At 71.7% G+C, this 18,486-nt stretch carries 14 protein-coding genes and 1 pseudogene; 4 read left to right on the top strand and 11 right to left on the bottom strand.

Translation table 11 applies throughout. The features are described 5' to 3' along the window. The first annotated feature begins 28 nt into the window (after positions 1–28). On the top strand, positions 29–319 hold the full coding sequence (locus tag ACFP2V_RS07710; RefSeq protein WP_381207370.1) for a hypothetical protein: 291 nt from the start codon (positions 29–31) through the stop codon (positions 317–319). Between the two features lie 348 nt (positions 320–667). Here the strand turns inward: ACFP2V_RS07710 and galK are convergent, their stop codons facing one another. From galK to galT, 3 genes are read right to left on the bottom strand one after another with little or no spacing between them, the layout of a single operon-like run. Continuing rightward, a complete protein-coding gene (gene galK, locus ACFP2V_RS07705; protein WP_381207367.1) occupies positions 668–1,846 on the bottom strand; it encodes a galactokinase in 1,179 nt (392 codons plus the stop codon). 37 nt (positions 1,847–1,883) lie between these two features. Then, positions 1,884–2,855, bottom strand: coding sequence for a UDP-glucose 4-epimerase GalE (gene galE / locus ACFP2V_RS07700; protein WP_381207364.1), 972 nt, complete (start codon positions 2,853–2,855; stop codon positions 1,884–1,886). After that, the gene (galT, locus tag ACFP2V_RS07695) at positions 2,852–3,913 is read right to left on the bottom strand and encodes a galactose-1-phosphate uridylyltransferase (protein WP_381207361.1); all 1,062 of its coding nucleotides are present in this window, start codon (positions 3,911–3,913) and stop codon (positions 2,852–2,854) included. The genes galE and galT overlap by 4 nt, the downstream gene beginning before the upstream one ends. 407 nt (positions 3,914–4,320) lie before the next feature. Between galT and ACFP2V_RS07690 the strand changes: the two are divergent. After that, positions 4,321–4,538 (top strand): annotated as a pseudogene (locus ACFP2V_RS07690) (Na+/galactose cotransporter); the annotation flags it as partial. 68 nt (positions 4,539–4,606) lie between these two features. Here ACFP2V_RS07690 and ACFP2V_RS07685 read toward each other — a convergent pair. From ACFP2V_RS07685 to ACFP2V_RS07670, 4 genes are all read right to left on the bottom strand, one after another. Then, positions 4,607–5,299, bottom strand: coding sequence for a response regulator transcription factor (locus ACFP2V_RS07685; RefSeq protein ID WP_381207358.1), 693 nt, complete (start codon positions 5,297–5,299; stop codon positions 4,607–4,609). Between the two features lie 285 nt (positions 5,300–5,584). Continuing rightward, complete coding sequence (locus tag ACFP2V_RS07680) at positions 5,585–7,699, bottom strand: outer membrane protein assembly factor BamB family protein (protein ID WP_381207355.1); 2,115 nt, start codon at positions 7,697–7,699, stop codon at positions 5,585–5,587. Positions 7,700–7,811: 112 nt separating this feature from the next. Further along, positions 7,812–9,653 carry an outer membrane protein assembly factor BamB family protein gene (locus ACFP2V_RS07675; RefSeq protein ID WP_381207352.1) on the bottom strand — a complete coding sequence of 614 codons (1,842 nt, stop codon included), beginning with the start codon at positions 9,651–9,653 and terminating at the stop codon, positions 7,812–7,814. 347 nt (positions 9,654–10,000) lie between these two features. Further along, the gene (locus tag ACFP2V_RS07670) at positions 10,001–11,821 is read right to left on the bottom strand and encodes an ABC-F family ATP-binding cassette domain-containing protein (RefSeq protein ID WP_381207349.1); all 1,821 of its coding nucleotides are present in this window, start codon (positions 11,819–11,821) and stop codon (positions 10,001–10,003) included. Between the two features lie 145 nt (positions 11,822–11,966). Here ACFP2V_RS07670 and ACFP2V_RS07665 point away from each other — a divergent pair, with 145 nt between their 5' ends. Then, entirely contained in the window at positions 11,967–12,572 is a 606-nt protein-coding gene (locus ACFP2V_RS07665) for a Uma2 family endonuclease (RefSeq protein WP_381207346.1), read from the top strand. A gap of 8 nt (positions 12,573–12,580) precedes the next feature. On the opposite strand, the gene ACFP2V_RS07660 is transcribed toward ACFP2V_RS07665, so the two are convergent. The 4 genes from ACFP2V_RS07660 to rsmI form a co-directional block, all read right to left on the bottom strand. Beyond that, a complete protein-coding gene (locus ACFP2V_RS07660) occupies positions 12,581–13,477 on the bottom strand; it encodes a 4-(cytidine 5'-diphospho)-2-C-methyl-D-erythritol kinase (protein WP_381207343.1) in 897 nt (298 codons plus the stop codon). Further along, positions 13,474–14,424 (bottom strand): 16S rRNA (adenine(1518)-N(6)/adenine(1519)-N(6))-dimethyltransferase RsmA, encoded by a 951-nt coding sequence (gene rsmA / locus ACFP2V_RS07655; RefSeq protein WP_381207340.1) that lies wholly within the window; start codon positions 14,422–14,424, stop codon positions 13,474–13,476. Before rsmA ends, ACFP2V_RS07660 begins: the two co-directional genes overlap by 4 nt. Positions 14,425–14,457: 33 nt before the next feature. Continuing rightward, entirely contained in the window at positions 14,458–15,351 is an 894-nt protein-coding gene (locus tag ACFP2V_RS07650; RefSeq protein ID WP_381207337.1) for a TatD family hydrolase, read from the bottom strand. Positions 15,352–15,573: 222 nt separating this feature from the next. Next, positions 15,574–16,422 carry a 16S rRNA (cytidine(1402)-2'-O)-methyltransferase gene (rsmI, locus tag ACFP2V_RS07645; protein ID WP_381207334.1) on the bottom strand — a complete coding sequence of 283 codons (849 nt, stop codon included), beginning with the start codon at positions 16,420–16,422 and terminating at the stop codon, positions 15,574–15,576. A gap of 133 nt (positions 16,423–16,555) precedes the next feature. Between rsmI and ACFP2V_RS07640 the strand changes: the two genes are divergently transcribed. Continuing rightward, positions 16,556–18,298, top strand: a complete 1,743-nt coding sequence (locus tag ACFP2V_RS07640) for a dolichyl-phosphate-mannose--protein mannosyltransferase (RefSeq protein ID WP_381207331.1) — start codon at positions 16,556–16,558, stop codon at positions 18,296–18,298. The last annotated feature ends 188 nt before the right edge of the window (positions 18,299–18,486 follow it).

The following is an 18,486-nucleotide window of genomic DNA, read 5'->3' as shown; positions in this document are numbered from 1 at the left end:
CGGCATCGCCCAAGGAGCCCCGATCGCCATGACCGCACAGCCGGCGGACTTCGGCCCGCCCCAGCTCCCGCCCATGCGCACCATCGGTGAGCTTCGCGCGGCCCTCACCATGGGTTACGGCTTCCCCACCGATGCCGACGACTTCGAGGCCGAACTCGCCCGCGAGATCAACCACGCCGATCCCGCCGATCTCAGCGGAGCAGCCCGTCTGGCCGAGGATTTCCGGGGGCGGGTCATCGCCCGCCAGGATCCCGGTTTCGACTCCGCGGTTGCCGCCGCCGTCGCCGACGTTCGGTCGGCCCGAGGGACCACTGGGTGACAGAGAACCAGCAGTCGGCCATCGCCGGGATCACGCAGGAGGCCCGTCTCCGCTGCCGGGCCATCGGCGAAGGGGCTCTTGAAGCCGTTGAGGCCCTGTGCGCCGAACTGGAGAAGACTCCGACCCTCGGTCGGCCGGCGCGCAGCATCGGAGGCATGGTGCTTTACGCGACACGACACGGCTCGAAGCCACGGATGCGCGTCCGGCTCTCACCGTCACATATGTCTACGACGCTCCGCCGCCCGAACCCGGGCTGGTCCGCATCGCCCTGGTGACGCCGGTCCGTTTCGCCGGGGGCGGCGCCGGGTTCTGAGCGGGCGGAGGTGGTGGCTTCCGGCAGCGGCCCCGTCAGGCCACCCGCCGTGCCCCCGCCGACGGCACCGCCTCGAAGACCCGGGGGGTTGTGAAGCCGGCCGTCGCGAAGGCTTCCTCCACCGCCTTGGTGAGGGCGTCCACGTCGGCTTCCTCGGCCAGGACGATGGCCGAGCCGCCGAAGCCGCCGCCGGTCATACGGGCGCCGAGGGCACCGGCGGTGACGGCGGTGTCGACGACCAGGTCGAGTTCGGGGCAGGAGACGCGGAAGTCGTCGCGCAGGGAGGCGTGGCCGGCGGTGAGGACGGGGCCGATGGCGCGGGTGTCGCCCGACTCCAGGAGGGCGACGACCCGGTCCACCCGTGCGTCCTCCGTCACCACGTGCCGGACCAGGCGGCGCACCTCCTCCTCGTCGCCCAGCCGCTCCAGCGCCGCGTCGAGGTCGGCGTAGGGGATGTCCCGCAGGGCGTCGACGCCCAGCAGGGCGGCGCCCTGCTCGCAGCCGACGCGGCGTTTGCCGTACTCGCCCTCGCTGTGGCTGTGCTTGACCCGGGTGTCGACCACCAGCAGACGCATGCCCTCGGCGGCCAGGTCGAAGGGGATCTGCCGCTGGGAGAGGTCGCGGGTGTCGAGGAACAGGGCGTGCCCGCTCTCGCAGCATGCGGACGCCGTCTGGTCCATGATGCCGACGGGGGCGCCGACGTACACGTTCTCCGCGCGCTGGCACAGGCGGGCCAGTTGCCAGCCGCGCAGGCCCAGTTCGTACAGGTCGTCGAGGGCCAGGGCGACGACGACCTCCAGGGCCGCCGAGGAGGACAGGCCGGCGCCGGCCGGGACCGTCGAGGCGAGGTGGATGTCGGCGCCGGTCACGGCGTGGCCGGCCTCGCGCAGGGCCCAGACGACGCCCGCCGGGTAGGCGGTCCAGTTCTTGTCCGTGCCGGGGGTGAGGGAGTCGAGCGTGACCTCCACGACGGGTGCGGCCACGTCGGCGGAGTGCAGGCGCAGGACTCCGTCGTCGCGCCGGGAGACCGCCGCGACCGCGGTGTGCGGCAGGGCGAACGGCATGACGCAGCCGTCGTTGTAGTCGGTGTGTTCACCGATGAGGTTGACCCGGCCCGGTGCCGCCCAGACGCCCTGCGGTCCGGCTCCGTACAGCTGCCGGAATCGCTCTTCGACCGCTCCCGCGACCGCCTCGCCGGCAATGGTCTCGCTCATGCCCTGCCCCTGACCCTTCGTCGTCCTGGATGTCCTGCTACTGCTTGCTCTGCTGCTGCCGCTGCGCGAACTCCCACGCGTCCGCGACGATTCCGGCGAGGTCCGAGCGGGACGGCTTCCAGCCCAGCTTCTCGTGGGCCGCGGCGGCCGACGCCACCAGGACCGCCGGATCGCCGCCCCGGCGGGGGGCCACGACCTCGGGGATCGGGTGGCCGGTGACCCGGCGGACCGTCTCGACGACCTCGCGGACCGAGAAGCCGTTGCCGTTGCCGAGGTTGCAGATGAGGTGTTCGCCCCCGGTCGCCGCGGTCAGGGCCAGCAGGTGGGCCTCGGCCAGGTCGGCGACGTGGATGTAGTCGCGTACGCAGGTGCCGTCCGGCGTCGGGTAGTCGTCGCCGTAGACGCTGATCGCGTCGCGGCGGCCCTGGGCGACCTGGAGGACGAGCGGGATCAGGTGGGACTCGGGGTCGTGCCGCTCGCCGCAGTGGCCGTACGCGCCGGCCACGTTGAAGTAGCGCAGGGAGACCGCGCCCAGGCCGTGGGCCGCCGCCTCGCCGGTGATCATGTGGTCGACGGCCAGCTTGGAGGCGCCGTAGGGGTTGGTGGGGCGGGTCGGGGCGGACTCGACGATCGGGACCTGCTCGGGCTCGCCGTAGGTGGCCGCGGTGGAGGAGAAGACCAGCCGGCGCACGCCCGCCTCGCGCATGGCGCCGAGCAGGGCCATGGTGCCGCCGACGTTGTTGTCCCAGTACTTCTCGGGCTTCACGACCGACTCGCCGACCTGGGAGAACGCGGCGAAGTGCAGGACGCCGTCGAAGGAGGCGTCGAGCCAGGCGGCGGCGTCCCGGATGTCGCCCTCGATGAAGGAAGCGCCGGCCGGGACGGCCTCGCGCACGCCGGTGGAGAGGTTGTCGAGGACGACGGCCTCGTGGCCCGCCTCCAGCAGATGCTGGGCGACGACGCTGCCGACATAACCCGCGCCGCCGGTGATCAGGTACTTCCCGCTCATGAACTCGCTACCTCTCGCAGTCGCTCGGCCGCGCGCTCGGGCGGCACGTCGTTGATGAACACGTTCATGCCGGACTCGGAGCCCGCGAGGAACTTCAGCTTGCCGGATGTGCGGCGAATGGTGAAAAGCTCGAGGTGGAGCGCGAAGTCGTCGCGGGTGACCCCGTCGAACTCCTCCAGCGTGCCGAACGGGGCCTGGTGCCAGGCCGCGATGTACGGGGTCGGTGGCTCGCCCTCGCCGAAGATCCGGTCGAACCGCCGCAACAGTTCCAGATAGACCTGGGGAAACTCTGTGCGTGCCGCCTCGTCGAGCCCGAGCAGGTCGGGCACCCGGCGCTTGGGATACAGGTGGACCTCGTAGGGCCAGTGCGCGGCGTACGGCACGTAGGCGACCCAGTGGGCACCCTCCAGGACGACCCGCTCCCCCGCCAGTTCCTCCGCCAGGATGGTGTCGAACAGGTTTACCCCACCGGTCGCCTCCTTGTGTGCGGCCACTTGGCGGAGCATCAGGGAGGTGCGGGGGGTGGTGAAGGGGTAGGCGTAGATCTGCCCGTGCGGGTGCTGGAGGGTGACGCCGATCTCGGTCCCCCGGTTCTCGAAGCAGAACACCTGTTCAACTGAGGGGAGATGGGACAACTCCGACGTCCTGTCCGTCCACACGTCCAGGACCAGGCGCGCCTGCTCCTCGCTCAGGGAGCCGAAGGAGGCGTGGTGGTCGGAGGTGAAGCAGACGACCTCGCAGCGGCCGGAGTCACCGGCCAGGGAGGGGAAGCGGTTCTCGAAGGCCACGACGTCGTACGAGGAGTCCGGGATCTCGCTGAGCCGGTCGCCCTCGGAGGGGCACAGGGGGCATTCGTCGGCCGGCGGGTGGTAGGTGCGGCCCTGGCGGTGGGAGGCGACGGCCACGGAGTCGCCGAGCAGCGGATCGCGGCGGATCTCCGACGTCGTGACGGTGGCGTCCAGCGGACGGCGGTCGGCCGCGTCGCGCACGGTGGCGTCACTGAGGTCGTAGTAGATGAGTTCGCGACCGTCGGCCAGTCGGGTCGAGGTCTTCTTCACGCCGGACGCTCCATTCGGGCCGTTCACTGCACGGTCTTCGCTGCACGGTCTTCACAGCACCGTCTTCGCAGCACCGTCTTCGCACTGTTCCAACATAACCCAACACATCAAAACGTCCTTCACCCCGACCGCCCCCATCACAATCAAACAAAGAGCATCAGCGGAAGCGTTCAATCAGTGAACGCGGAGGTGTAGGTTCCGCGACGTATCGGTTCGCGCAACGAAGCGAGTACTCCATGCGGACCCCCACACATCTGCCTGCACCCTTCACCCCCGCCTCACTCCCCCCCACCGGTCCCACCGGTCCCACCGCTCTCCTCGGTCCCACCGGTCTCACCGCTCTCCTCGGTCCCACCGCTCTCCTCGGCCCCACCGACCCCACCGGCCCGCTCCACCTCGCTGCCGAGCTGCGGCTCCCCACCAACTGGCTCGACTACCTGATCCTCGGGATCTACCTCGTCGTCGTCCTCGGCATCGGCTTCGCGGCCCGCCGGTCGGTGAAGACCAGCCTCGCCTTCTTCCTCTCCGGCCGCTCCCTGCCCGCCTGGGTCACCGGTCTGTGTTCATCGCCGCCAACCTGGGCGCCGCCGAGATCCTGGGCATGGCCGCCAACAGCGCGCAGTACCCAGCGGCACCGGCAAGCACGAGTGTCGGCAGCACCGGCACCGCGAGCGTCCTGCCCCGCGAGCGCCCTCACTCCTCGGGCGGCAACGTCCCCCGCACCGGGCCCGCGCGGTCCAGCAGCCCCGTCCGGGCAGCCAGCGCCGCAGCCTCCAGCCGGGAGCCCACGCCGAGTTTCATCAGGACGCGCTGCACATGCGTCCGCGCCGTGGACGGTGCTATGCCCATGCCCGCCGCGATCAGCCGGGTGTCCTCGCCCTCGGTGACCCGGACCAGGACCTCCACCTCCCGCGGGGTCAGTATCCGCAGCAGCCGCTGGCCTTCGTCGTCCGGCTGGAGCGCCGGGTTCAGCAGTTCGCCGAACGCGCTCTGCAGCAGTTGCGGCGCCACCGCGGCCTCCCCCGCCCGCGCCTTCATGATCGCCCGTTCGACGCCCTCGATGCGTTCGTCGTGCCGCACATAGCCGGACGCGCCCGCCGCGAACGCCGCCGCGATCCCGCGGGGGCTGGGCACCGGACCCAGCACCAGCACCGCCACCTGCGGCCGTTCCCGCTTGATCTTCACCACCGGGTCGAAGATCCCGGGCTCCGCCGGTAACGCCGTCCCCAGCAGGCACACCTCCGGCGCTCTGCTGATCACCAGATCAGCCGCCCCCACCACCGGTGCCGCCGCGGCCAGCACCCGGTGCCCCCGCAGCTTCAACGCCGAGGCCAACGCCTCCGCGAGCAGCCGGTGGTCGTCGACCACCATCAACCGCACGCCCATCGATCATCCCCCCAAACCGCGAGCGCACCCCCGTGCGCCGCCTCCCCGTCCGGTCCCGGAAGCTACACGCTTGTTCGACGTCGCGCTCCCCCTACCGGCGAGAATCGCCCCGGATCGCCGAAATTCTCGTATTCGTCGGCCCTGGGCATCCGATGAACGGTACGCACACGGCCCCGCCCCTGAGCAGGGGCGGGGCCGTGCGAACGGGCCTCACGAGCGGACCGGGGAACGCGCCGGAAGCAGACCGGAGCGGGCTGAAGCAGACCGGAGCGGACCGAAGAACGATCAGCCGGTACCGAAAGCGATCACCAGGTACTCCTTGTCGCCCGAGGACAACTCGCTGGCGTACACGTCCGACATGTACAGGCGGCCCTGCGAGTACAGGAGCTCGGAGTACTCGGGCGACATCCGCGTCTCCACGCGCCGCACGGACTCCGTCGCCGGGTTCTCCAGCAGCTTCGTCTCCTTGAAGGAGCCGCCGTCGATGCTCACGATCTGCCCGCCCTGGTCGTAGGGCGGACGCTTGTACGCGATGACGCTGCCGCCGTCCATCCGCAGCGGGACGCTCACGTAGCCGTCGCCCGCGTCGGCGCGCTGGCCGGTCTGCTTGCCGGTGGACAGGTCGAAGGCGACGATCTCGTTGCTCCGGCCGTACTTGCCCGAGCTCTCGCCTTCCTCGGTCGCGATGTACAGGCGGTCGTTGCCGACGGTCACTCCGCTGCAGTGCTCGATTTTCATGATGCCGTCGCAGCGGGCCGCGAACTCCTCGCTGGGCGCGGAGATGCGGGTCCGCAGCTCGCCGCTCTTGTTGTCGATGGAGAAGAAGTCCGAGACGCCGCTGCCGTCACCGGCGGAGTCGCCGACGTCGGCCGCCACGACCAGCGGGTCGGTGGACACCACGGCCGCGTAGTCGATGCCCTCGGACATCTTGTACTCCGAGATCACCTTCCCGTCCTTCGGGTCGATGGTCTGGATGTGCAGCTGCCGCTGGTCGTACGAACCGCACTTGCGCACCGCGACCATCTTCGGGCCGCCGCCGTACCCGGAGTCGTAGCAGGCGTCGGACGCCTTGGGTGCCCACAGGGGCTTGCCGGACGTGATGTCCCAGGCGGCGCCGCCGCTGGTGCTGCCCGCCGCGACGGTGTTCCCGCTGAGGGTGACGTTGTTGAAGCTGATCTCCTGGGTGCCGGACTTGGCCGTCTCGGACCACAGCTTCTCGCCGGTGGCGAGGTCGAAGGCCGCGACCTGCGTGCAGCTCTGCGGATCGGTCTTGGTCGGCATCGCCGGCTTGTAGATGATCGCCGTCCTGCCGTCCTCGGTGGCGTGGTCGCTGGCCTCGCACACCGGTCCGGGCAGGTCGAGCGTCCACAGCTCGCTGCCCTTGACGGCGTCGTAGCCGACGACCTCGGCGACGCCGCTCTTGGCGTACACCTTGTCGGTCATCCAGGAGCCGGAGGTGACGATGGTCCTGGCGTCCTTCGGGACCTTCGGCGCCGGCACCTGGAAGAGGACCTTGGCGGAGGGGTCGGCCGGGGCCTTCTCGTCGCCGCCGGTGGTGTCACCACCGGCGCCACCGCCCTCGGCGCCCTTCGTGCCGCCTCTCTCGCCCGAGTTCGCGGTGTTCTTCTTCTCGTCGTCACCGCTGGACGAGGAGTACCAGACCCCGGCGCCGACGATCAGGGCGATGGCCACGACCGCGGCGACGATGATCGCCGACGTCGCGTTGGCCTTCCGTCCGCCGCCGGGCCGGCTGGGCTGCGTCTGCATCGGCACGGTCGGGTACGGATAGCCGCCGTAGCCGGGCTGGCCGTAGGGCTGCTGCGGCTGGCCGTACGCACCGGGCTGGCCATAGGGCTGCTGACCGTACGGCTGCTGCGGCTGGCCCGGGTATCCGTAGCCGGCCGGAGGCTGCTGCGGCTGGCCCGGGTATCCGTAGCCGGCCGGAGGCTGCTGCGGCTGGCCCGGGTATCCGTAGCCGGCCGGAGGCTGCTGCGGATAGCCGTACCCGGGCGGCGTCTGCGGACCGCCCGGCACCGGAGCGGCCGGCGGCGGGGTCTGCGGGGCCGCCTGGGGCGACTGCTGCGGGGGCTGGGGAGCCTGCGGGTAGCCGTAGCCCGGCTCCGGGGTCTTGCTGAGGTCGGGGCCGCCCGGTGCGGACGGTGGTTGCTGCGCCGGCGGCTGCGACGACTCGGGCGGCGGACCGAAGCCCGGCTGAGCCTGCGCGGCCGCGGGGGCCTGCTGCGGCTGTGCGGGCTGGGACGGCTCGGGCGAGGGACCGAAGCCCGGCTCCGGGGTCTTGCTGAGGTCGGGGCCGCCCGGTGCGGACGGTGGTTGCTGCGCCGGCGGCTGCGACGACTCGGGCGGGGGACCGAAGCCCGGCTGGTTGGGCGGCTGCGTCATGACGTGAGTACCTCGAAGAACTCGAAGACGGGGACGGGCGGCGGGGAAGAGACCTGATGGGGCGGGGGCGCCGGCCGGCGGGGGCCGGCGCACCTCACCGCTGCTGCGCGCCTCACTTGCCGTAGGCGAGCATCAGCTTTTCCTTCGTGTCGTCATTGCCGGTCAGCCGGGTGGTCGAGATGTAGAAGCGGCCGTCGACCCAGTCGATCGACTTGCTGAAGAAGCCGTTCTCGATGGCTGCGGTGCCCTGCGGGTTCTGCAGCAGCGTGGCCGGCTTGTGGCTGCTGCCGGTGGCCGGAATGGACACGACCCGGCCACCCCCGTCGTACGACGGCTCCACGTAGGCGATGAGCTTGCCGTCCTCAGCCTTCATGGGCACCATCGAGTCCGACACGGGGGACTTCACCCGCCACTTCTCCTTGCCGGTGGCGAGGCTGATCGCGACGATCTCGTTGGCCCCGGTGGTCGCCCTGGTGGGCAGGTAGAGGGTGTCCCCCTCGACGACGACGCCCTCACAGCCCTGGAGGTCACGGGCGAGGATGGCCCAGCCGCACTCGGCGGAGAAGTCCTCGTCGACGGAGACCTGGGAGCGGATCGAGCCGCCGGAGCCCAGCGTGGAGATGTTCCACGCCTCCTTGTCCTTGTTGGTGCTGTAGACGACCACCGGGTCGACGGAGTAGGCGCGCTCGACGCGCCAGCCCTTGTCGAACTTCTGGGTCCACTTGACCTTGCCGGTCTTCGGGTCGAGCTCCTGGACCTCGTCGTGCTCGTTGTTGCCGCCCGCGCCGCAGGACGCGACCTGGACCAGCCGCTCGCCGCCCGCGAACCCCGCCGGGAAGCAGGCCTCGCCGTACTTCCTCTTGTCGTACATCTTGTCGCCGGACCTCACGTCGAACGCGGTGCCGGACTGCGAGCGGCCCACCATCAGCGTGCCTCCGCTGAGGGTCATCTCGATGGAGATCGCGGAGTCGAACAGCGCGCCGTCGTCGACCTTCTGCGTCCACCCCTTCTTGCCGGTGTTGAGGTCGACGAGCTGGAGCTGGTTGCACTTGGCGCGGTCGCTGCCGCCGCTCATGTACGCGATGACGACCTTGTCGTCGGACGTCTTCTCCGAGGTGACCGCGCAGATCTTCTGCGGGAGGACGATGGGCTCCCAGGCCAGCTTGCCGTCGGCGACGTTGTAGGCGGAGAGCTCCTTGTAGGCCGCCTTCACCGCCGTCCTGTCGGTGATCCACATGCCGGGGGCGTCGGCTCCGGAACCGGGCGCGTCGGGCGCCTCCTTGTACCAGAGCACCTTGGACTCGCCGGACTTGCGGCCCTCGTTGAGGTCCTCGGGGCCGGAGTCGCCGTCGCCGCTGCCGTCGCCCGGGTTGACCGGGGCCCCGGAGGACCGGGGCTTGGGATCGTCGCTCTGCTGGGCGACGGGCTTCTTGTCCTTCTCCTCGTCGCCGCCGGAGACCGCCCACACGGTGCCGCCGATGGCGAGCAGCACCGCCACCGCACCGCTGATGATCATGACGGGCTTGCCCTTGAAGGGGTTGCGGGAGCCGGGCCCCGGCGGCGGGGTGCCGGGCGCGCCCGGGAACTGCGGCTGCGGGTAGCCGTACCCCGGCTGCTGCCCGTACGGGCCGGGCTGCTGCGGCCCGCCGCCGTAGGGGCCGGAAGCGTAGGGGCCGGAGGTGTACGGCCCGGAGGCGTACGGTCCCGGCTGCTGTCCGTACGGTCCCGGCTGGGGCTGCCCGTACGGTCCCGGCTGCTGCGGAGGCGGGGTCTGCTGCGGGTAGCCGTACCCAGGCTGGGGCGGTCCGGACGGCGGGCCCTGCGGGGAAGGCGGCGTCTGGGGCACGCCCTGCGGGGGCGGCGGGGTCGGAGCCCCGAAACCACCACCCGACGCGGACGGGTCCTGCGGTGCTCCGAAGCCACCCTGCGGCGGCTGACTGGGCGGCTGAGCCATCAGCGTGTCCCCCCTCGCTCACTGATTTTTAGCCACACCCTGAGGTACGCGATGTTCCCAGAGTCGTATTCACACGGTTCCTACTGTTCTCGGACGGGGTCTTTCTATCACCCGGTACCGACAGGTCACCGGGCCCCGTCCACCCCTGTTCCCAAGGGAGGACCGGCCCGTGATGCCCTCGTTACGCGCCTCCACGCCCCCTTCACGCCACGCACGCCCCTTGCACGAACCCCGCCGGGTCCGGACCTGCACTCGGGGTGCGGGCAGGCCGTGCGTGGCACCTGCGCGGGGCGTGCACAGCGGTGTGCGGGGGCGCGGGAGGGAGAGGGGTGCGGCGCGGCCGGGGGTCAGGCGTCCTCGGCGAGTTCCAGCCACCGCAGTTCGAGCGCGTCCCGCTGACCGGCCGTCTCCCGCAGCTCGGCGTCGAGCTGGGCCACCTTGGCGAAGTCCGTGGCGTTCTCGGCGATCGCGGCGTGCAGCTTGGCCTCCTTCTCGGAGACCTTGTCGAGCTGCCGTTCGATCTTCTGCAGTTCCTTCTTGGCGGCGCGCACGTCGGCGGCGCTCTTCTCGGGGACGACGTCCGCGGCCGGCTTCGCCGACGAAGGCGGGGTGGCGGACGTGGCGACCGCCTCCTCCATCTTCTTGCGCCGCTCCAGGTACTCGTCGATACCGCGCGGCAGCATCCGCAGGGCGCCGTCGCCGAGCAGGGCGAACACCCGGTCGGTGGTGCGCTCGACGAAGAACCGGTCGTGGGAGATGACGATCATCGAGCCGGGCCAGCCGTCGAGGACGTCCTCGAGCTGGGTGAGGGTCTCGATGTCGAGGTCGTTGGTGGGCTCGTCGAGGAAGAGGACGTTGGGTTCGTCCATGAGCAGCCGCAGCAGCTGGAGCCGCCGCCGCTCACCGCCGGACAGGTCGCCGACGGGCGTCCACTGCTTGTCCTTGTTGAAGCCGAACATCTCGCACAGCTGCCCGGCGGTCATCTCGCGCCCCTTGCCGAGGTCGACGCGCTCCCGGACCGCCTGCACGGCCTGGAGCACCCGCCAGGTGGGGTCGAGTTCGGCGACCTCCTGGGAGAGGTAGGCGAGTTTGACCGTCTTGCCGACGTGGATCCGTCCCGCCGTGGGCTGGGTCTCTCCCTCGCTGCGGGCGGCCTCGGTCAGGGCCCGCAGCAGGGACGTCTTCCCGGCGCCGTTGACGCCGACCAGGCCGATCCGGTCGCCGGGACCGAGCTGCCAGGTGAGGTGCTTGATCAGCACCTTGGGTCCTGCCTGGACGGTGACGTCCTTCAGGTCGAAGACCGTCTTGCCGAGCCGGGAGGAGGCGAACTTCATCAGCTCGCTGCTGTCCCGGGGCGGCGGGACGTCCTTGATCAGCTCGTTGGCGGCCTCGACGCGGAAGCGTGGCTTGGACGTCCGCGCGGGTGCCCCGCGGCGCAGCCAGGCCAGCTCCTTGCGGACCAGGTTCTGCCGCTTGACCTCCTCGGTGGCGGCGATGCGCTCCCGTTCGGCGCGGGCGAAGACGTAGTCGGAGTAGCCGCCCTCGTACTCGTACACGTCACCGCGCTGCACGTCCCACATGCGGGTGCAGACCTGGTCGAGGAACCAGCGGTCGTGGGTGACGCAGACGAGTGCGGAGCGCCGCTCCCGCAGGTGCCGGGCGAGCCAGGCGATGCCCTCGACGTCGAGGTGGTTGGTGGGCTCGTCGAGGACGACCAGGTCCTGGTCGTCGATGAGCAGCTTGGCGAGCGCGATCCGGCGCCGCTCGCCACCGGACAGCGGTCCGATGACGGTGTCCAGGCCCTTGGGGAATCCCGGCAGGTCCAGGCCGCCGAACAGCCCCGTCAGGACGTCCCTGACCTTGGCGTTGCCCGCCCACTCGTGGTCGGCCATGTCACCGATGACCTCGTGCCGGACCGTGGCCTTCGGGTCGAGGGAGTCGTGCTGGGTCAGCACGCCGAGGCGCAGCCCGCCGGAGTGCGTGACCCGCCCGGTGTCCGCCTCCTCCAGTTTGGCGAGCATCCGGATCAGGGTGGTCTTGCCGTCGCCGTTGCGTCCGACGACACCGATGCGGTCCCCCTCCGAGACGCCCAGGGAGATGCCGTCGAGCAGGGCACGGGTGCCGTACACCTTGCTGACGTTCTCGACATTGACCAGATTGACGGCCATTTCTCTCCTGCCTGGGGGGATCGATCGACTTTCCAGCGTAGGGCGTCCCCGAGGGCGGCCGGGGCGCGAGGGGACAGTCACTCTTTGTGATGACGTGATCGGAAACGGGCGGCTACCTTGGAGGGCAGGCCGCAGGATCCCGTCCATGGGAGGAACCATGACCGCCGAGTCCGTAGAGCACCGCCCCCACTGGCCGGTGCCGCCCGTGGACGGCTACACCGTGGACGACCTGTTCACACTGCCGGATCTCCCGCCGCACACCGAGCTGATCGACGGGAGTCTGGTTTTCGTGAGTCCGCAGCGCCGCTTCCATTTCCTTGTGATCGACCTGTTGGTCCAGGGCCTGCGCAGCTCTCTCGGCCCGGAGTTCAGCGTCGAGCGGGAGATGACAGTCATCCTTGACGACCGCAACGGTCCCGAACCCGATGTCAGCGTGGTCCGAGCCGACGCGGTCACCGGGCTGGACCAGACCAGATTCCGGGCCGAGGACGTCCTTCTCGCTGTGGAAGTCGTCTCCCCTGACTCGGAATCCCGCGACCGTACGACCAAACCGCAGAAATATGCCGCCGCGGGAATCCCGAACTACTGGCGCGTGGAGCAGAACGGGACCACCAGCGGGCTCGTCATCCATGTCTATGAGCTCGACCCGCTCACGAAGTCCTACGTGCACATGGGCATGCACCGCGAAAAGATCAAGGTCGACAGGCCCTACGCCATCGACATCGATCTGCCCCCGATCGACGGGATCTGAACCGGCCCTCACATCACCGTCGCGCCCGGTACCGGTCCCGCCGCCGTGCGGACCGTCCGGCAGGTGCCCGAGGTGCGCAGCACCGCCGCCACCTCGGCCGCCGACTCGGCGTCGGCGGCCAGGAACGCGGTGGTCGGCCCGGATCCCGAGACCAGGGCGGTCAGCGCGCCCGCCGCCCTGCCCGCCGCGAGGGTGTCGGAGAGCTCGGGGAAGAGGGAGAGGGCGGCGGGCTGGAGGTCGTTGGAGACCGAGGCGGCGAGGGCGACGGGGTCGCCCTTGGCCAGGGCGTCGAGCAGGGGCTGCGCGGCCACGGGCTCGGGGATGTCCCGGCCCTCGGCGAGCCGGTCGAACTCCCGGAAGACCGCCGGGGTGGACAGTCCTCGCCGTGCCATCGCGAACACCCAGTGGAAGGTGCCGCCGACCTCCAGTTCCGTCAGTCTCTCGCCCCGCCCGGTGCCCAGCGCCGCCCTGCCCACCAGCGCGAACGGCACGTCGCTGCCCAGCTCGGCGCAGATGTCGAGGAGTTCCTGCCGCGAGGCGCCGGTCCCCCACAGCGCGTCGCAGGCCAGCAGGGCGCCGGCGCCGTCGGCGCTGCCGCCCGCCATGCCGCCGGCGACGGGGATGTCCTTGGTGATGTGGAGGTGCACGTCGGCGTCCCGGCCGTACCGCTCGGCGAGCGCGAGGGCCGCGCGGGCGGCGAGGTTCGTACGGTCCAGGGGCACCTCGGCGGCGTCCGGGCCCTCGCAGGTGACGCGCAGGCCGCCGGCGGAGGGCGTGACGGTGACCTCGTCGTGGAGGCCGACCGCGAGGAAGACGTTGGCCAGGTCGTGGAAGCCGTCGGGGCGGGCCGCGCCGACCGCGAGCTGGACGTTGACCTTGGCGGGCACGCGGACGGTGACGCTCACGCGACGGGCTCCTCGGGTGACTGCTCCGGTTCCCGCTGCTTCGGTTCCCGCTGTCCTCTCGGCCCCCGCCGTTCCTCGGGCTCGGCCTGCCCCTTGTGCTCGGCGATGCGCGCGAACTCCTCGACGGTCAGGGACTCGCCGCGGGCCTGCGGCGACACCCCGGCGGCGACCAGTGCGGCCTCCGCCGCCGCGGCCGAGCCCGCCCATCCGGCGAGGGCGGCCCGCAGGGTCTTGCGGCGCTGGGCGAAGGCCGCGTCGACGACGGCGAAGACCTCGCGCCGGGTGGCGGTGGTCTTCAGCGGCTCGTCGCGGCGGACGAGGGAGACCAGGCCGCTGTCGACGTTGGGCGCCGGCCAGAACACCCTCCGCCCGATGGCGCCGGCCCGCTTGACCTCGGCGTACCAGTTGGCCTTGACCGAGGGCACGCCGTACACCTTCGAGCCGGGCGGGGCGGCGAGCCGGTCGGCGACCTCGGCCTGGACCATGACGAGGGTGCGTTCGATGCTCGGGAAGGTCTCGAGCATGTGCAGCAGCACCGGGACGGCCACGTTGTAGGGCAGGTTGGCGACCAGCGCGGTCGGGGCGGGGCCGGGCAGCTCGGTGACCCGCATCGCGTCGGAGTGGACCAGCGCGAACCGGCCGGCACGCTCCGGCATCCGGGCCGCGACGGTCGCGGGCAGCGCGGCGGCGAGGACGTCGTCGATCTCGACGGTGGTGACCCGGTCGGCGGCCTCCAGCAGCGCCAGGGTGAGCGAGCCGAGCCCCGGTCCGACCTCGACGACCACGTCGTCGGGGCGGACCCCGGCGGTGCGAACGATACGGCGGACCGTGTTCGCGTCGATCACGAAGTTCTGGCCGCGCTGCTTGGTGGGCCGTACGCCGAGCGCGGCCGCGAGTTCGCGGATGTCGGCGGGGCCCAGGAGGGCGTCGGGGGTGGGGCTGGTCACGGGACAAGGGTACGGGGCGCTGGACCCCGCAGGTCACGCCTGTGGATAACCGAAGGCCCGGGCCGTGTTCGCCGCGAGGGCCGTGGCGAGGGTGTCCTCGTCGGTACCGCGTACGGCCGCCATGGCGCGCACGGTGACCGGCACCAGGTACGGGGCGCCTGGCCGGCCGCGGTAGGGCACCGGCGTCAGGAACGGGGCGTCGGTCTCCACCAGGACGAGCTCCAGCGGGGCGACGGCGAGGGCGTCGCGCAGGTTCTGGGCGTTCTTGAAGGTGACGTTGCCGGCGAACGACATGAAGTAGCCGGCGCGGGCGCAGATCTCCGCCATCCCGGCGTCCCCCGAGTAGCAGTGGAAGACGGTGCGTTCCGGCGCGCCCTCCTCCTTGAGGACGCGCAGCACGTCGGCGTGGGCGTCGCGGTCGTGGATCACCAGGGCCTTGCCGTGCCGCTTGGCGATCTCGATGTGGGCGCGGAAGGACCGCTCCTGAGCCTCCTTGCCCTCGGGTCCGGTGCGGAAGTAGTCCAGTCCGGTCTCGCCGACGCCCTTGACCTGGGGCAGCGCGGCCAGCCGGTCGATCTCGGCGAGCGCCTCGTCCAGGGCCGCGTCGCCGCCCGGCTCCCGCGCGCCCTGCCGCGACCCCCCTCCCCCAGGATCGCCGTGCACGATGCGCGGGGCCTCGTTCGGGTGCAGTGCGACGGTCGCGTGCACGCTGTCGTACGCGGCGGCCGTCTCGGCGGCCCAGCGCGAGCCCGCGAGGTCGCAGCCGACCTGCACCACGGTCGTCACCCCCACGGACGCGGCCTTGGCGAGCCCCTCCTCCACCGTGCCGGACTGCATGTCGAGGTGGGTGTGCGAGTCCGCGACCGGCACCCGCAGCGGCTCCGGGAGCGGCGGGGCGGCGTTCTTGTCGGGGGCGTTCGAAGACATGCCCCCGATCCTACGGAAGGCCGGGAACGCACCGTCCGCGCCCGCAGGGGCGCGGGACCGTGCGGGACCGTGCGGGACCGTATCGATCCTCGGTCTGCGGCTCCGCCGCGCGGGTGCGCCCGGCCCGCCGCCCGCCTGCGGCCCGCGCGACGAACCGCTCCCCGCAGGCTCCCCCACGGCACTCCCCGAAGCCGGTTCACCCCGCGGAGCGCTTCGCCCCGCTCACCCCGTGGAGCGCTTCGCCGCGACCACCGCGTCGAAGACCTCCCGCTTGGGCACCCCCGCCTCCACGGCGACCGCCGCGATGGCCTCCTTGCGCCGCTCCCCCGCCTCCTCGCGCACCCGTACCCGGCGCACCAGCTCGGCTGCGTCCACCTCTTCGGGCCCGTGGTCCGGGGCGCCCTCGACGACGACGGTGATCTCGCCGCGTACGCCCTCGGCCGCCCATGCGGCCAGCTCGGCCAGCGGGCCGCGCCTGACCTCCTCGTACGTCTTGGTCAGCTCACGGCAGACGGCGGCGCGACGCTCCGTGCCGAACACCTCGGCCATCGCGGCGAGCGTGGCGTCGAGCCGGTGCGGGGACTCGAAGTAGACGAGGGTGCGCCGCTCCCCGGCGACCTCCCGCAGCCGCCCCAGCCGCTCCCCGGCCTTGCGGGGCGGGAACCCCTCGAAGCAGAACCGGTCGACGGGGAGCCCGGACAGGGCGAGCGCGGTGAGCACGGCGGACGGTCCGGGCACGGCGGTGACCTTGATGTCCCGCTCGACGGCGGCGGCGACCAGCCGGTATCCGGGGTCGGACACCGAGGGCATCCCGGCGTCCGTCACCAGGAGCACGCGGGCACCGCCCGCCAGCTCCTCGACCAGTTCGGGCGTCCGGGCGGACTCGTTGCCCTCGAAGTAGGAGACCACCCGTCCCTTGGGGGTGACGCCGAGCGCCTGGGTCAGCCGCCGCAGCCGCCGGGTGTCCTCGGCGGCGACGACGTCGGCGCCCGCCAGCTCCTCGGCGAGCCGGGGCGGGGCGTCGGAGACGTCGCCGATGGGGGTGCCTGCGAGTACGAGGATTCCGGTCACCCCCTCATCCTCCCAGGGCCACGGCCTCCACGAGGACGGACCGTGCCCGCCCCCGGGGCGGCGGAGTCGGGCATACCGGGCCCATACCTCCCATGCGCGGGACTCGCACAGCGCCGTTCCCTACGATGGCGCGGTGACGAGTACCGCGTCCTCCACGGACACCCGGCAGGAACAGCCGCCGCAGGACCAGCAACCGTCGTGGCAGCAGCGGCTCCGCCGTTTCGGCTACACGGCGCGGCCCGGGGGCGACGTCCGCGACCGCCTGGTCCCGCCGTACACGAAGCCGTCCGGCAGACTGTGGACGGCGCTCGGAGTGCCGCCGTCGCTCGGCGAAAGGATCACGCGTTGGTCGGGCTGGGGCGGTCCGCTGCTGGTCACGCTGCTGGCGGGGGTGCTGCGCTTCTGGGACCTGGGCAGCCCCAGAAAGGTGATATTCGACGAGACGTACTACGCGAAGGACGCGTGGGCGCTGGTCCACCGCGGCTTCGAGGTCGACTGGGACAAGGCCGCGGACAAGCTGATCCTCTCCTCCGGCGGGGACGTGTCCGTCCCGATCGAAGCGGCGTATGTGGTGCATCCGCCGGTCGGGAAGTACGTCATCGGGCTGGGCGAGCTGTTGTTCGGGTTCGACCCGTTCGGCTGGCGGTTCATGACGGCCCTGCTCGGCACGCTCTCGGTCCTGATGCTGTGCCGGATCGGCCGGCGCCTGTTCCGCTCGACGTTCCTCGGCTGCCTGGCGGGCGTGCTGATGGCGGTGGACGGCCTGCACTTCGTGATGAGCCGCACCGCGCTGCTCGACGGGGTGCTGATGTTCTTCGTCCTGGCGGCCTTCGGCTGCCTGGTCGTCGACCGGGACCGGGCGCGGGAGAAGCTCGCGGCCGCGCTGCCCGTGGGCACCGACGGCAGGATTTTGCCCCACGCGCGCATCGCCGAGACCGCGCGGCTGGGCCTGCGGCCGTGGCGGCCGGCGGCGGGGCTGATGCTGGGCCTGGCGTTCGCCACGAAGTGGAGCGGCCTGTACATCATGGCCGCGTTCTGTGTGATGGCGGTGCTGTGGGACGTCGGCGCCCGCCGGACCGCCGGCGCCCGCGGCCCCGTCCGGGCCGTGGTGAGGCGCGACCTCGGCTGGGCGTTCCTGTCCACGGTGCCGGTCGCCCTGGCGACGTACCTCGCCTCCTGGATCGGCTGGTTCCGCTCCCCGGACGACGGCAGCGGCGGCTACTACCGCGAGTGGGCCGTGAACGACGGCAAGGACAGCGCCTGGTCGTGGCTGTTCCCCGACTGGTGGCGCAGCTTCTGGCACTACGAGAACCAGGTGTACGAGTTCCACGTCGGCCTGTCCTCGCCGCACCCCTACGAGTCCAACCCGTGGAGCTGGATCGTCGTGGGCCGCCCGGTCTCGTTCTTCTACGAGTCCCCGGCACCCGGCACGGCGGGCTGCCCGGCCGACACGGCCGAGAAGTGCGCCCGCGAGGTGCTGGCCCTGGGCACGCCCCTGCTGTGGTGGGTGGGCTGCTTCGCGCTCCTCTACGTCCTGTGGCGCTGGTTCTTCCGCCGCGACTGGCGGGCGGGCGCCATCGCCTGCGGCATCGCGGCCGGCTATCTGCCCTGGTTCTTCTACCAGGAGCGCACGATCTTCTTCTTCTACTCCGTCGTCTTCCTCCCCTTCCTGTGCCTGGCGGTGGCGATGCTCCTGGGGGCGCTCATCGGCCCGCCCCGCGCCGGCGACACCCGCCGCGTGGCGGGCGCCACGGCCGCAGGCGTCCTGACCCTCCTGATCGTCTGGAACTTCATCTACTTCTGGCCCATCTACACCGGCACCGCCATCCCGATCGACGACTGGCGGGCCCGGATGTGGCTGGACACGTGGGTCTAGCTGGGCAGACACCTCGTGAGGGCGCGGCAGTGAGTCGCGCCCTCACGGTCATTGTTGGTCGTTACTGGCTGTCGTTGGTTACCGTCAGACGGCCCCGAGACGGCCCCACGGCAGATTTACAGCGGGATCCATTCACCCACTGCGGCCTGCGGGTTTCCGCGCTCTTGGCGCTGTTGGGGGACGCCTGG

Origin of the sequence: Streptomyces incanus (assembly GCF_042656345.1) — a bacterium.
Classification (GTDB): Bacteria; Actinomycetota; Actinomycetes; order Streptomycetales; family Streptomycetaceae; genus Streptomyces; species Streptomyces incanus.
This window is presented reverse-complemented; position numbering and strand designations above follow the sequence as displayed.

Bases quoted from the DNA above. Each gene is read 5' to 3' on its own strand.
- ACFP2V_RS07685 (WP_381207358.1), bottom strand. From the start codon at position 5,299: ATGGGCGTGCGGTTGATGGTGGTCGACGACCACCGGCTGCTCGCGGAG.
- galE (WP_381207364.1), bottom strand. From the start codon at position 2,855: ATGAGCGGGAAGTACCTGATCACCGGCGGCGCGGGTTATGTCGGCAGC.
- ACFP2V_RS07650 (WP_381207337.1), bottom strand. From the start codon at position 15,351: ATGTCTTCGAACGCCCCCGACAAGAACGCCGCCCCGCCGCTCCCGGAG.
- ACFP2V_RS07665 (WP_381207346.1), top strand. From the start codon at position 11,967: ATGGGAGGAACCATGACCGCCGAGTCCGTAGAGCACCGCCCCCACTGG.
- ACFP2V_RS07670 (WP_381207349.1), bottom strand. From the start codon at position 11,821: ATGGCCGTCAATCTGGTCAATGTCGAGAACGTCAGCAAGGTGTACGGC.
- ACFP2V_RS07675 (WP_381207352.1), bottom strand. From the start codon at position 9,653: ATGGCTCAGCCGCCCAGTCAGCCGCCGCAGGGTGGCTTCGGAGCACCG.
- ACFP2V_RS07680 (WP_381207355.1), bottom strand. From the start codon at position 7,699: ATGACGCAGCCGCCCAACCAGCCGGGCTTCGGTCCCCCGCCCGAGTCG.
- galK (WP_381207367.1), bottom strand. From the start codon at position 1,846: ATGAGCGAGACCATTGCCGGCGAGGCGGTCGCGGGAGCGGTCGAAGAG.
- ACFP2V_RS07710 (WP_381207370.1), top strand. From the start codon at position 29: ATGACCGCACAGCCGGCGGACTTCGGCCCGCCCCAGCTCCCGCCCATG.